Here is a 13,961-nt window from a genome sequence, read left to right on the forward strand (position 1 = left end):
CGCCATGAAAGCCCAAGACCTCATTCCCGACGGCCAGGACTTCGCCGTCATCAACGGCCTCCCATTGCGCAAGGGATCGGTCGGCGCCTTCCTTGCCAACGCGCGGATCCTCGACGACGCGAACGCATCGGCCGAAGACCTGCAGGCCGCCCGCCAAGACCTGTGCGCGCTCATTCCCACGCTCGACGCGCTGGGCCTGTTCGACGTGTTCGAGTTGCGCTCGCCCGCCCTGCGCGCCGAAGTAGCAGGTCATCGCGCGGCGCTCAGCCCAACGCCTGCTTTGCCGCGCGCTTGATCGACGCCAGCGTGCCGCGCGTGCTGATCACCTCGGGGTCGAGCGGAACCTCGATCAGCGTGCCGGTATCCGCCGCCAGCGCGCGAAGCAGCGCGGCCTCGAACTGCGACGTTTCCGTCACGCGCTCGGCCGCATAGCCGTAGGCGCGCGCGAGCCCGCAGAAGTCGGGGTTGCGCAGCGCCGTGCCGCTCGCGCGTTCGGGGTATTCACGCTCCTGGTGCATGCGGATGGTGCCGAACATGCCGTTGTTCAGCAGCAAGACGATGCTCTTGCCACCATGCTGCGACGCCGTGGCCAGCTCCTGTCCGTTCATCAGAAAATCGCCGTCGCCTGCAATCGTGAAAGCCACGCGCCCCGTCGCCAGGTTGGCCGCGATGCCAGCCGGCACGCCGTAGCCCATCGCGCCGCTGGTCGGCGCCAGCTGCGTCTTGGCGCCCTTCGCAAGGCCGTGGTAGCGAAAGTAGCGGTGCACCCAGCTCGCGAAGTTGCCCGCGCCGTTGGTGATGGCCGCATCGGCAGGCAGGTGCTTCTGCAGCAGAGCGACGACCTGCGCCATGTCGACCGCCCCGCGCGGCGTCTCGGCCGGCATGCCGGCGAGTGGCTGCGGCACCAGGTTGGCTTCGTAGTCGGCATGCGCTTGCAGCGTCCATTCTTCCCACGGCAGCGTGGGTGGCGCGCTCAGCACCTCGAGGCTGCGTGCCGCGGCGCTCATGCCGGCATTGATCGCCAGGTCGGCCTGGTACACGCGGTTGAGCTCTTCCGCGCTCGCATGGATGTGCACCAGCGTCTGCCTGGCCTTGGGCGCTTCGAGCAGCGTGTAGCCGCCGGTCGTCATCTCGCCCAGGCGCGGGCCGATGGCCAGGATCAGGTCGGCGTCTTTCACGCGCTGCGCGAGCTTCGGGTTGATCGCGATGCCGACGTCGCCCGCATACAGCGGATGGTGGTTGTCGAAGGTGTCCTGAAAGCGGAAAGCATTCGTCACCGGCAGGCACCAGTTCTCGGCGAAGCGCTGCAGCGCCTGCGCGGCCTGCGTCGTCCAGCCGCCGCCGCCGGCAATCACCAGCGGGCGTTGCGACTTCAGCAGCAGCTCGCGCAAGGTGCGCAGCGCACCGGGGTCGCTCCACGGCTGAACCGCCTCCACACGCTTCAACGGCCGCGCCGCAGTCTCGCTGCGCAGCATGTCCTCCGGCAGCACCAGCACCACCGGGCCCGGCCGACCGTTCATTGCGGTGGAGAAGGCGCGCGCGATGTACTCGGGAATGCGGTTCGCGTCGTCGATGCGCTCCACGCGCTTGGCAAAGCCCTTGGTGCTCGGCCCGAAAAAGCTGCCGTAGTCGACCTCCTGGAAGGCCTCGCGGTCGCGAAAGTCGCTGCCCACGTCGCCCACGAACAGCACCATTGGCGTGGAGTCCTGAAAGGCGTTGTGCACGCCGATCGACGCATTGGTCGCGCCCGGCCCGCGGGTGACGAAGCACACGCCCGGCCGCCCGGTGAGCTTGCCGTGCGCCTCGGCCATGAAGGCCGCGCCGCCCTCTTGCCGGTTGACGATGAAGCGGGCGCGCTCGCGGTACGCATGAAAGCCGTCGAGCACCGCAAGAAAGCTTTCGCCGGGCACGCCGAACGCGATGTGCATGCCCTGCTCGACCAGGCACTCCACGATCAGGTGGCCCGCGGGTTGTGATGTACTCATGAGAAGTAGAACCTCAGCTGCAAATGTCTTCGGCAATTATGTGCGCGCCCTCTCCACGCCTTGCGTTAATTCACCAATTGGTTAAATTCGCGCCATGAAGGCCACCAAGGACCCTGCGCCTCGCACCCCACGCCGCGCCGCAACCGCTGCAGCACATCAAGCCGCCGACGCGCTCGAACCCCGTTCACGCGACGCCGACCGCTCGCAGCTCGCCATCCTGGCCTCCGCGCGCGACGAGTTCTCCGCGCGCGGCCTGGCCGGCGCGCGCATGGACAGCATCGCCGAGCGCGCGGGCCTCAACAAGCGGCTCATTTACTACTACTTCGGCAGCAAGGACGACCTGTTCCTGGCCGTGCTGGAGCGCACCTATGCCGACATCCGCGAGGCCGAGCAGCGCCTGCACCTCGACGAGATCGAGCCGGTGGAAGCCATTCGCCAGCTGGTGTCGTTCACCTGGCACTATTACCTCGAACACCCCGAATTCATCACGCTGCTCAACAGCGAGAACCTGCACGGCGCGGCGCACCTGAAGCGCTCCGAGCGCATCCAGGAAATGAACTCGCCGCTGGTGCAGCTGCTCGACACCGTGCTGGAGCGCGGCAAGAAAGACAACCTGTTCCGAGCCGGTGTCGACCCCGTGCAGCTGTATATCTCCATTGCGTCGCTCTGCTACTTCTACCTGTCGAACAACCACACACTGTCGGCCATCTTCGGGCGCGACCTGCGGGCTCCCAAGGCGATGGCGCAACGCCTCTCGCACATGACCGACCTGGTGCTGGGCTACGTGCTGCACTGAACGTGCTGCGCTGACCGGCACGCGTCCCGCTCCGGGCCGCGCTCTCGCTCCCTCCCTCTTTCGCTCTCCGGGTATTCACTAGGCAACGGCCGTTGACGCTGCGGCGCAGCCGTTCCTAAAATCGTTAATTCACTCAATGGTGAATTGATTGACCGAATATTCCAAGACAGCGGCCCGACCGCGCGGAGACAGACCTTGAAGCACCTTGCACGCACCACCGCCATTGCCTCGCTGAGCTGCATCGCTGCCGTGCTTTCGGCCTTGCCGGGCCTGGCCGCCGCGCAGGCCGGCTACCCCGCCAAGCCGATTCGCGTGATCGTGCCCTTCGCAGCGGGCAGCACCACCGACATCATTGCCCGCGCCATCACCGACAAGATGAGCCTCAGCATGGGCCAGACGCTGGTCATCGACAACCGCGGCGGCGCCAGCGGCACCATCGGCCAGCAGGCGGTGGCCACGGCGGCGGCAGACGGCTACACGGTGATGATCCATTCGTCGTCGCACACGGTCAGCCCTTCCACCTTCGCCAAGCTGCCATTCGACACGGTGCACGACTTCGCGGGCGTCACGCCCATCTCGTCGCTGCCCAACGCGCTGGTGATCTCGCCCGGCAAGAACATCAAGACCCTGCCGCAGTTGCTGGCTGCCGCGCGCGCCAAGCCGGGCAGCATGAACTTTGCTTCCGCAGGCCAGGGCAGCGCCACGCACCTGAACGCCGAAAAGTTCAAGTTGGCCGCGAAGATCGATGCGACCAACATCCCGTTCAAGGGGTCGGGCGAGGCCGTCACCGAGGTGCTCTCGGGCCGGGTCGACTACTACTTCTCGCCCATTGCGCCGGTCATCGGCCAGATCAAGGAAGGCCAGTTGCTGGCACTGGCCGTGGGCTCACCCAAGCGCGCCGCCGCCCTGCCCGACGTGCCCACCACCACCGAGGCCGGCGTGCCCGGCTCGGAGTTCAACTTCTGGATCGGAATGATGGCGCCCGCCAAGACGCCGCGCGACATCGTCGAGCGCCTGAACGCCGAAGTGGCCAAGGCGCTGGCCTCGCCCGAGGTGAAGGAGCGCTTCGCCAAGCTCGGCGCCGACGCATGGACGCTCAAGCCCGAGCAGTTCGACGCCTACATCAAGGAAGAGATTGCGAGCAACGCGCAGCTCGTGAAGGCCGCGGGTCTCTCGGTGCAGCAGTAAGCAAGCCCTCCTCAAAAGCACCTTCACAGCCACCACTTTCGCCACCGCACCGCCATGCTCCGCAAGCTACTGCTCTCCCCCGCCCTGCGGCCGTTCATCCTCATTCTGTTGCTGCTGGTGCTGTGGGACCTGGCGATTCGCCTGTTAAAGATTCCGGCCTACCTGGTGCCTCCGCCGTGGGAGGTGGTGAAGCAGCTCGTTGCCGAATGGCCGCGCCTGCTGTCCGAAAGCTGGAAGACCACGCTCGCCACGCTGGGCGGATTCGGGCTGACGATTCTCATCGGCATTCCGATGGCGATGGTCATCGCTTACTCGCGCGTGGTGGAGTCGTATGTGTACCCGCTGCTGGTGTTCTCGCAGAGCATTCCCAAGGTGGCGATTGCGCCGCTGTTCGTGGTGTGGTTCGGCTTTGGCATTTTTCCGAAGGTGATCAGTGCCTTTCTGCTGGGGTTCTTTCCGGTGGTGGTGTCCACCGTGATGGGCTTCAAGTCGGTCGAGCCCGACATGCTCGACCTCTCGCGCTCCATGGGCGCGAGCCGGCTGCAGACCTTCTTCAAGATCAGCCTGCCGCAAGCGCTGCCGCAGATCTTCAGCGGCCTGAAGGTGTCGGTCACGCTGGCCGTGGTGGGCGCGGTGGTGGGTGAATTCGTCGGCTCCAACTCGGGCATCGGCTATGTGCTGCAGGTGGCCAACGGCAACTTCGATCTGCCCCTGATGTTCGCCGCGCTGGTGGTGCTGTCGAGCATTGGCGTGGTGCTGTTCGTGGCCGTCGACCTGGTCGAGCGCGTGATGATTCCCTGGCACGCCTCGCAGCGCCACGCGAACTGAGTTGCCCCGTTTCAGGTTCCTTCCCACACCAACAAACTCCCTGGAGACAAGACCATGAAGAAACTGCTTCCCTCGCTGCTCGCTGGCGGGGCCCTTGCGGCCCTCGCCACCTTCGCCACATTTGCAGTGACGCCCGCGCACGCGCAAGCCGACAAGCCGAAGGACAAAGTCACGCTGATGCTCAACTGGTATCTGTACAGCGAGCACGCGCCCTTCTTCCTGGGCAAGGAAAAGGGCTTCTACGCGGACGAAGGCATCGACCTGGACATTCAGGAAGGCCGCGGCTCCGCTGTCACCGCGCAGGCGGTGGCCGCCAAGTCGGCCACCTTCGGCTACATCGACGTCACCACCATGATCAAGGCTGCCGCCAAGGGCGCGCCGCTCAAGTCGACCGGCGTGCTGTTCCAGGTGAGCCCGATGTCGGTCATGGGCTTCACCGAAAAGAACATCAAGACGCCCAAGGACATCATCGGCAAGACCGTGGCCACCACGCCCGGCGACTCCATGTCGCAGATGTGGCCGCTGTTCCTGAAGGTCAACAACATCCAGCCCGACCAGGTGAAGATCGTCTCGGGCGACGGCCAGACCAAGCTCAACGCCGTCACCAGCGGCCAGGCCGACCTGCTGCTGGGTTACGTGATGGACCAGGCCATCAAGCTGCAGGACGCCACCGGCAAGCCCGTGACGCCCATCCGCTTTGCAGACTCGGGCGTGAACCAGATCAGCTCCGGCATCATCACCAACAAGAACCTGCTGACCGAAAACCCCGACCTGGTGAAGCGCTTCATGCGCGCCTCCACCAAGGCCGCGGAAGCCGCCGAGAAAAGCCCTGAAGCGGCCGTCGACGCCATGCTGAAAGCCAACCCCAAGGCCGGCGTGCGCGACACGCTCATCGTGGGCGTGAAGCAGAGCGTGGCGCTCTTTCACACGAAGGAAACGGCCAACCAGCGCCCGTACCGCGTGACCATGAAGAACGTGAGCGACTCGCTCGACCTGCTGGTGCAGTACGGCGGCATGGACGCATCCACGCGCGGCAAGCCCGAGGACTACGTGACCCTCGACTTTCTGCCCTGATCGCCTGCTGCAACAGAACCCGCGCGCCCCTCGCCTGTCACCTCTCACGCATTCCATGTCCCAAGTCAACCTGATCGAAGCGCGCGGCGTCTCGAAGATCTACCCCAGCAAGGACGGCCCGGTCGAGTCGCTCAAGCCGCTCGACTTTGCCATTGCGCAAGGCGAATTCGTCTCGGTGGTCGGCCCTTCGGGCTGCGGCAAGAGCACGCTGCTGAAGATGGTGGCGGGCCTGCTGCCGATCAGCGGCGGCAGCCTCACTCTGGCGGGCAAGCCGATAGTGGGGCCGCAGAAGGACGTGGGCATCGTGTTCCAGAGCGCGGTGCTGCTGCCCTGGCGCAGCGTGGAAGACAACATCCTGCTGCAGGCCGAAATGCGCCACCTGCCCAAGGAAGCGTCGCGCACCCGCGCGCGCGAGCTGATGACCATGGCCGGGCTGAAGGGCTTCGAGGGCAAGTACCCGTGGCAGCTCTCGGGCGGCATGCAGCAACGCGCGTCTATCTGCCGCGCGCTGCTGCACGACCCGTCGGTGCTGCTGATGGACGAGCCCTTCGGTGCGCTGGACGCCATGACGCGCGAGAAGATGAACCTGGAGCTGCAGCGCATCTGGTTGGCATCGAAGAAGACGGTGATGCTCATCACGCACAGCATTCCGGAGGCCATCTTCCTGTCGGACCGCGTGATCGTGATGAGCGAGCGGCCCAGCTCCATTGCGGCGGTGTACGACATCGACCTGCCGCGCGCGCGCACGCTGGACATGATGGCCTCGCCCGAATTCGGCGCTTACACGAAGCTGGTGCGCGCGCATTTCTTCTCTCAGGGCATCCTGGACCACTGAAGGGCACAGGCAATGGACGCGACCCGCTTTCACGTCGAAGAAATCAGCTTTGCCGAGCGCAATGTGGCGCTGCGCCTTCCGTTCCGCTTTGGCGCGGCCACAGTCACCGCCTGCCCGCAGGTCTATGTGAGAGCGCGCATCCGCCTGCCCGACGGCCGCACGGCCGAGGGCTGCGCCGCCGAGATGATGGTGCCCAAGTGGTTCGACAAGAACCCCGCACTCACCAACGAACAGAACTTCGAGCAACTGCGCTTTGCCCTGCGCGACGCACGCGAGGCCTACACCGCAGAGACCGACGCGCAGACCGCGTGGACGCACTTCGCATCGAACTACGCCGCGCTGCAGTCGCGCGCGAAAGCCAAGGGCCTGCAGCCGCTGGTGGCCAGCTACGGCCCTGCGCTGATCGACCGCGCCCTGCTCGACGCGCTGTGCCTGCACAGCGGCGTGAGCTTTGCGACCGCCATGAGCGGCAACCTGAGCGGCATCGACATCGCGGGCAGCGGGCTGGTCGACGACCTTGCCGGCTTCGACATGCCCGCCTTCCTGGCGAAGCAATCGCCGCGCACGCGCATTGCCGCGCGCCACACGGTGGGCCTGGCCGATGCCATCGATGACAGCGATGACAGCGATGCGCTGCCCGATGCGCCCACCGACGGCCTGCCCACCACGCTCGCCGCGGCCGTGCGCCGCTACGGCCTCACGCATTTCAAGCTCAAGCTGTGCGGCAACACCGCGCAGGACATCGACCGCCTCCAGCGCATCGCCCGCGTCATCGATGGCCATGCGCAGCTGGTGACCCTCGACGGCAATGAGCAATACGCGGACGCCGATGAGTTCGCCGTTTTCCTGGACCGCATGCTGTCCACGCCCGTGCTCTGGAAGCTCGCGCAGAAGACCGCGTTCGTCGAGCAGCCCATTCGCCGCGACGCGGCGCTGCAGCGCGACGTGTCCGCCTTGGGAAAACGCATTCCCCTGCTCATCGACGAATCAGACGCCACGCTCGACGCCTTCGTGCAGGCCCGCGCGCTGGGCTACACCGGCGTGTCGAGCAAGAGCTGCAAGGGCTTCTACAAGTCGGTGATCAACGCGGCGCGCTGCGCGCAATGGAACGCGGCCAGCGACACGACGCGCTACTTTCTTTCTGGCGAAGACCTCACCATGCAGGCCGGCATCGGCGTGCAGCAAGACCTGGCGCTGGTCGCCTGGCTGGGCCTGTCGCACGTGGAGCGCAACGGCCACCACTACGTCAACGGCCTGGCCGCGGCGCCCGAGGCCGAACAGCAGGCCTTGCTGAACGCGAACCCCGGCCTGTACGAACTGAGCGACGGCGCCGTGCGCCTCGCCATCCGCGAAGGGCAGCTCGACCTGTCTTCGCTTGCTGCCGCGCCCGGCTTTGCCAGCGGCAAACCCGGCGCCGGCATTTCGTGGGACGCCATGCGTTCCGTCTACTGAAGCACCGCTTCGATCCCTCTCTGTCTCTCTCGCATCCCAAGGAAGAAAACGATGGCCAACCAACGTCTAGGAATCATCATGCACGGCGTCACCGGCCGCATGGGCATGAACCAGCATCTGATCCGCTCCATCTGCGCCATTCGCGCGCAAGGCGGCGTGACGCTGACCAACGGTGACAAGGTGATGCCCGACCCCATCCTCATCGGCCGCAACGCAGAGAAGATGGAAGCACTGGCCAAGGCGCACAACATCGCGCGCTGGGGCACCGACCTGGACAAGGCCTTGGAGAACAAGGACGACACCATCTTCTTCGACGCCGGCACCACGCAGATGCGCCCCACGCTGCTGGCCAAGGCCATCCGCGCCGGCAAGCATGTGTACTGCGAGAAGCCGATTGCCACCAATCTGAATGAGGCAGTGGAAATCGCCCGCCTCGCCGAAGGCTCGGGCCTGAAGCACGGCGCGGTGCAAGACAAGCTGTTCTTGCCCGGCCTGCGCAAGCTCGACATGCTGCGCCGCGCCGGCTTCTTCGGCCGCATGCTCAGCGTGCGCCTGGAGTTCGGCTACTGGGTGTTCGAGGGCGACCTGCAACCCATTCAACGCCCGAGCTGGAACTACCGCAAGGAAGACGGCGGCGGCATGATCCTGGACATGATGTGCCACTGGCGCTACGTGCTGGACAACCTGTTCGGCGAGGTGAAGTCGGTGTCGTGCATCGGTGCCACGCACATTCCCAAGCGCTGGGACGAAGCCGGCCAGCCCTACGAGGCCACCGCCGACGACGCCGCCTACGCCACCTGCGAGCTCACCGGCCACAACGGCGAGCCGGTCATTGCGCAGATCAACATGAGTTGGGCCACGCGCGTGCGCCGCGACGACCTGGTGATCTTTCATGTGGACGGCACCGACGGCTCGGCCGTGGCGGGGCTTTCGAGCTGCCGCGCCCAGTCGCGCGTGGCCACGCCGCGCCCGGTGTGGAACCCCGACGAGAAGCAGACCATGAACTTCTTCGACCAGTGGCAGGACATTCCGGACTCGCAGGTCTACGACAACGGCTTCAAGATTCAGTGGGAGCACTTCATTCGCCACGTGGTCGAAGACGCGCCCTACCGCTGGACGCTGCCCGAAGGCGCCAAGGGCGTGCAGCTGGTGGAGGCCGCGCTCGAATCCTGGAAAGACCGCCGCTGGGTCGACGTGCCTGTGCTGAAGGTCTGAGGCCGACATGACGCTTTCGCTGACTCTCCCCACCGCGGCCGGCACGCTCGCGCCCTACGCGCTGCGCGGCACCACGCCGGTCAAGCCCGATGCAGGCATCAAGTTCAACCGCATCGTCTATTCGGCCGCGCACGTCGTGTCCGACCCGCTCGCGGCCATCGACCCGTGGCTGCAGTGCGCGGTCGACTGGGACGCCACCATCGCCTACCGCCGCCATCTTTTCTCTCTTGGCCTGGGCGTGGCCGAGGCGATGGACACCGCGCAGCGCGGCATGGGCCTGGACTGGCCCACGTCGCTGGAGCTGATCCGCCGCTCGCTCGATGCCGCCAAGGACGTGCCCGGCGCGCTGGTCGCCTCGGGCTGCGGCACCGACCACCTGAACATCGACGAGGTGAAGAGCGTCGACGACGTCATTCGCGGCTACGAAGAGCAGATGGGCGCCATCGAGGCGCTCGGCGGCAAGTTGATCGTGATGGCCAGCCGCGCGCTGGCCCGCGTGGCGAAGAGCCCGGCCGACTACGAGCGCGTGTACGACCGCATCCTGCGCCAGGCGAAGCAGCCGGTGGTGCTCCACTGGCTGGGCGACATGTTCGACCCGGCGTTGGCGGGATATTGGAGAGGCTCCGATCAAGTCGGAGCGGGGGGCACGAGCGACGTCGACGCGGCCATGGACACGGCCATCGGCATCATCGCGGCGCACCCGGAGAAGGTCGACGGCATCAAGATTTCGCTGCTCGACAAGGACAAGGAAATTGCGATGCGCCGCCGCCTGCCGAAGGGTGTGCGCATGTACACGGGCGACGATTTCAACTACGCCGAGTTGATTGCGGGCGACGGCTTCGGCAGTGAGCCGACGCACGGCAAGAGCGACGCGCTGCTGGGCATCTTCGACGCCATCGCACCCGCGGCCAGCGCCGCGCTGGGCGCATTGGCACAGGGCGACACAGAGAAGTTCCACGCGATCCTCGGCCCCACGGTGCCGCTGTCGCGCCACATCTTTGCGGCGCCCACGCGCTTCTACAAGACGGGCGTGGTGTTCATGGCCTGGCTCAACGGCCACCAGAAGCACTTCACCATGGTCGGCGGTCAGCAGAGCACGCGCTCGTTGGTTCACTTCGCCGAGCTGTTCAGGCTGGCCGACGCGGCCAATCTGCTGGAACAGCCCGAGCTGGCGGTGCGTCGCATGAAGACGCTGCTGGCCTTGCACGGCGTTGAAGGCTGAGGCCCGCCATGCGCGATTTTTCGCAGAACCATGATTGGCTGTCGATCAACACGGCCACGGTGCGCAAGCAGTCGGGCGCCGAAGTGCCGCTGGACCGCATCATCGACCAGTGCGCCGAGCGCGGCATCCGCGCGATCAGCCCGTGGCGCGACCAGGTGGCGGCGGTTGGGCTCGACAAGGTTGCGAAGCAGCTGAAGGCGCATGGCATGGGCCTGTCGGGCTACTGCCGCGGCGGCTTCTTCCCCGCACCGGACGCCGCCGGCCTGAAGGCCGCGCTGGACGACAACCGCCGCGCCATCGACGAGGCCAAGACGCTGGGCGCACCCTGCCTGGTGCTGGTGGTCGGCGCGCTGCCTGGTGCGCTCGATGGCAAGGCGGCGTACACGGACCTCGGACGCGCACGCAATGAGGTGCGTGACGGTATAGCCGCATCGCTCGAATACGCGCGAGAGGTTGGCATGCCACTCGCCATCGAGCCCCTGCATCCCATGCAGGCGGCAGACCGCGCATGCATCAACACGCTGGAGCACGCGCTCGACCTGTGCGACGAGCTGGACGCGGGCAAGAGCGGCATGCTTGGTGTGGCGCTGGACGTCTACCACGTGTGGTGGGATCCGAAGTTGCAGCAGCAGATTGCGCGTGCCGGTCGTGAACGCCTGCTGGCGTACCACGTGTGCGACTGGCTCACGCCCACGCGCGACCTGCTGAGCGATCGCGGAATGATGGGTGATGGCGTGGTCGAGCTGAAGAAGATCCGCTCGTGGGTCGAGGACGCGGGCTTTGCTGGGTTCAGTGAGGTCGAGATTTTTTCCAGCCTCGATTGGTGGCAGCGGCCTGGGGCTCAAACGCTCGACGTTTGCATCGAAAGGCACAGGCGCGCTGTTTAGAGGGCTTGTTGTTTCAATGCCCTCGTTCAGGGCGTGTGCACAGGCCGCCGGGTGCTCCCCTCCGCGAATGTCCCCCGGGGCTTCGCCCCTCCTCCTTTATTTCGCTGCGGGGAGCACCCGACGCCCTGTGCACCAGGGCACGCTCTGGGGTAATCGCACGATCAACCACTGCTCTGAAAAACGCTCACGCCGATGGGGTGCCTTGCGCAGCGAAATAAAGGAGGAGGGGCGAAGCCCCGGGGGACATTCGCGGAGCAAGGCACCCCGTCGGCGTGAGCGTCGCCCTGAACAAACGCTGCAGCAACAAAAGCAAAGCAAGCAAAAGCCCCCTGTGCTGCAATCTGCCGCATGGCTGACCCGACCCTCGACGACCTGCGCCGCTACACCGTCGCGCGCACCCTCTTCAAACCGACGACGCTGCCCGCCGCAATCCGGCGTCTAGGTTTCGTGCAGGCCGACCCCATCCGGGCCCCCGCCCGCGCGCAAGACCTCACCCTGCGCCACCGCGTGAAAGACTACCGCGCCGGTGACCTAGAAAGCCGATACGCCCGCCTGGCCATCGAAGAAGACTGCCTCGTCAACTATGGCTTTCTGCCACGCGAACACCTCGCGCTGATGCATCCACGCGAAGCCAAGAGCGCGTGGGACGCCGACACCCAACGCAAGGCCGCCGACGTGCTGGCCTATGTGCAGACACACGGGCCGGTGCACCCACGACAGGTCGAGCTGCACTTTGCCCACGGCCGCGTGAAGAACTACTGGGGCGGCTCGAGCAACGCGACCACGCACCTGCTCGACGGCATGCACTACCGCGGCATGCTGCGCGTGGTGCGGCGCGACAGCGGCACGCGCGTGTACGAGGCCGTGACGCACCTGCCCGCCGACGACAGCCCCACCGGCCGCGCACAACGCGCTGCAGCACTGATCGCGCTGGTGGTGCGCAAGTACGCGCCGCTGCCGGCCGCGAGCCTCACCTACCTGGTGCGACTGCTCGGCTACGGCGCGCCGCATCTGTCGGCGCAAACCCAGGCGGCCCTGCGCATCGCGCGCGAGGAACTGGCCAGTTGCCGCATCGACGGCACCACCTGGTATTGGCCCGCCGACGAGAACCCGGCCTCGCGCCGCCATGCGCCCGACGACGCGGTGCGCCTGCTCGCACCCTTCGATCCGGTGGTGTGGGACCGTCGCCGCTTCGAGTTGCTGTGGGGCTGGACGTACAAGTTCGAGGCCTACACGCCCGCGCCCCAACGCCAGTTCGGCTACTACGCGCTGCCGCTGCTGTGGCACGACCGCGTGATCGGCTGGGCCAACGTGACGGCACCCGCTGGCCAGCTGCAACCCAGCTTCGGCTACGTCGACAAGAAGCCGCGCGACGCGGCCTTTCGCGCGGCGCTCGACGACGAGCTGCAACGCATGACGCAGTTCCTCGCAGCGCGCTGAGCACGGCCGCGGCCTCTACGCGCAGCCCATGGAAGCAAATCCCCGCGAGCCCCAAGGTCTGGCGCGCCGGCGACAACCTTGCGCGGCGGCGGGCTTCTAGAATCGCACGGTTGTCCGCATCGTCGGACCACAAGCGTTCTCAGGGCGGGGTGCAATTCCCCACCGGCGGTGATGGCGGCGAAAGCCGCACAAGCCCGCGAGCGCCTGAGGCTCTCCACGAGCCCCAGGGTCAGCAGATTTCGGTGCAAATCCGAAGCCGACGGTCACAGTCCGGATGAAAGAGAGCGCGAAATGCGGGTCGGCCCGCGCGCTTTGCTTTTTGGCGAGCGCGCGAGCGGGCCCGTGGTTTCGTGCGCCCTGATTCAGGAAACCTGCTTTCTAGAGGCACACCATGAGTCAGATCAACGACCTTCCCCTTTCCGCCATTCCGGCTACGGACGGCGCTTCGGGTTCCCCGCGCGGCACGCGCATCGCCTTCGTCGAGGCGCAGTGGCATTCCGACATCGTTCACCAGGCCCGCGACGCCTTTCTCGAAGAGATGACGCGGCTGGGCGTGGCGCGCGATCTCATCGACATCTTCGACGTGCCCGGCGCCTTCGAGATTCCGCTGCATGCCAAGCGCCTGGCCAAGTCCGGCCGGTACGCGGCCATCGTCGGCTGCGCGCTGGTGGTGGACGGCGGCATCTACCGCCATGAGTTCGTGGCGAACACGGTGGTCGGCACGCTGATGTCGCTGCAGCTGGAGACCGATGTGCCGATCTTCTCGGCCGTGCTCACCCCGCACCACTTCCACGAGCATGTGGAGCACCGCAAGTACTTTCACCGCCACTTCGCCATCAAGGGCACGGAAGTGGCCGAGGCCTGCTTCAAAACGCTCGAAGCGCTGAACAAGGTCGACGCGCTGCTGGCTGCCTGAACGCGGCAGCGGTACGCGGGGCGGATGGGTTCCTCGCCACCCGCCTCGCACGACCGCTGCACCCTCTGCGGCGCGCCCGGCCGGGAAGACGGCAATGGCTGAGCCTGATCTTTCTTTTTTCGA

At 66.4% G+C, this 13,961-nt stretch carries 13 protein-coding genes and 1 riboswitch; of the genes, 12 read left to right on the top strand and 1 reads right to left on the bottom strand.

Going from position 1 to position 13,961, the window contains the following annotated elements; translation table 11 throughout:
- Window positions 1-4 precede the first annotated feature (4 nt).
- On the top strand, window positions 5-295 hold the full coding sequence (locus VLK31_RS28485) for a hypothetical protein (protein WP_409171839.1): 291 nt from the start codon (window positions 5-7) through the stop codon (window positions 293-295).
- Here VLK31_RS28485 and VLK31_RS28490 read toward each other — a convergent pair.
- Window positions 264-1,985, bottom strand: a complete 1,722-nt coding sequence (locus tag VLK31_RS28490; protein WP_409171840.1) for a thiamine pyrophosphate-binding protein — start codon at window positions 1,983-1,985, stop codon at window positions 264-266. The two genes, VLK31_RS28485 and VLK31_RS28490, sit on opposite strands and share 32 nt — an antisense overlap.
- 94 nt (window positions 1,986-2,079) lie before the next feature.
- Between VLK31_RS28490 and VLK31_RS28495 the strand changes: the two genes are divergently transcribed.
- From VLK31_RS28495 to VLK31_RS28545, 11 genes are all read left to right on the top strand, one after another.
- On the top strand, window positions 2,080-2,781 hold the full coding sequence (locus tag VLK31_RS28495) for a TetR/AcrR family transcriptional regulator (RefSeq protein ID WP_409171841.1): 702 nt from the start codon (window positions 2,080-2,082) through the stop codon (window positions 2,779-2,781).
- Between the two features lie 195 nt (window positions 2,782-2,976).
- Window positions 2,977-3,969: a tripartite tricarboxylate transporter substrate binding protein gene (locus VLK31_RS28500; protein WP_409171842.1), complete on the top strand. Its 993-nt coding sequence runs from the start codon at window positions 2,977-2,979 to the stop codon at window positions 3,967-3,969.
- A 54-nt stretch (window positions 3,970-4,023) separates the two neighbouring features.
- A complete protein-coding gene (locus VLK31_RS28505; protein ID WP_409171843.1) occupies window positions 4,024-4,797 on the top strand; it encodes an ABC transporter permease in 774 nt (257 codons plus the stop codon).
- A gap of 54 nt (window positions 4,798-4,851) precedes the next feature.
- The gene (locus tag VLK31_RS28510) at window positions 4,852-5,871 is read left to right on the top strand and encodes an ABC transporter substrate-binding protein (protein ID WP_409171844.1); all 1,020 of its coding nucleotides are present in this window, start codon (window positions 4,852-4,854) and stop codon (window positions 5,869-5,871) included.
- 55 nt (window positions 5,872-5,926) lie between these two features.
- Complete coding sequence (locus VLK31_RS28515; RefSeq protein WP_409171845.1) at window positions 5,927-6,706, top strand: ABC transporter ATP-binding protein; 780 nt, start codon at window positions 5,927-5,929, stop codon at window positions 6,704-6,706.
- A gap of 12 nt (window positions 6,707-6,718) precedes the next feature.
- Window positions 6,719-8,158, top strand: coding sequence for an enolase C-terminal domain-like protein (locus VLK31_RS28520; RefSeq protein WP_409171846.1), 1,440 nt, complete (start codon window positions 6,719-6,721; stop codon window positions 8,156-8,158).
- A 51-nt stretch (window positions 8,159-8,209) separates the two neighbouring features.
- Window positions 8,210-9,373 carry a Gfo/Idh/MocA family protein gene (locus VLK31_RS28525; RefSeq protein WP_409171847.1) on the top strand — a complete coding sequence of 388 codons (1,164 nt, stop codon included), beginning with the start codon at window positions 8,210-8,212 and terminating at the stop codon, window positions 9,371-9,373.
- Between the two features lie 7 nt (window positions 9,374-9,380).
- Window positions 9,381-10,595 (top strand): dihydrodipicolinate synthase family protein, encoded by a 1,215-nt coding sequence (locus tag VLK31_RS28530; RefSeq protein WP_409171848.1) that lies wholly within the window; start codon window positions 9,381-9,383, stop codon window positions 10,593-10,595.
- 8 nt (window positions 10,596-10,603) lie between these two features.
- The gene (locus VLK31_RS28535) at window positions 10,604-11,482 is read left to right on the top strand and encodes a sugar phosphate isomerase/epimerase family protein (RefSeq protein WP_409171849.1); all 879 of its coding nucleotides are present in this window, start codon (window positions 10,604-10,606) and stop codon (window positions 11,480-11,482) included.
- 348 nt (window positions 11,483-11,830) lie between these two features.
- Complete coding sequence (locus VLK31_RS28540; RefSeq protein ID WP_409171850.1) at window positions 11,831-12,922, top strand: DNA glycosylase AlkZ-like family protein; 1,092 nt, start codon at window positions 11,831-11,833, stop codon at window positions 12,920-12,922.
- A 131-nt stretch (window positions 12,923-13,053) separates the two neighbouring features.
- A riboswitch (FMN riboswitch) is annotated at window positions 13,054-13,212 on the top strand.
- 101 nt (window positions 13,213-13,313) lie between these two features.
- A complete protein-coding gene (locus VLK31_RS28545; RefSeq protein WP_409171851.1) occupies window positions 13,314-13,838 on the top strand; it encodes a 6,7-dimethyl-8-ribityllumazine synthase in 525 nt (174 codons plus the stop codon).
- Window positions 13,839-13,961: the final 123 nt, after the last annotated feature.

The organism is Variovorax sp. H27-G14, assembly GCF_046156345.1.
Classification (GTDB): Bacteria; Pseudomonadota; Gammaproteobacteria; order Burkholderiales; family Burkholderiaceae_C; genus Variovorax.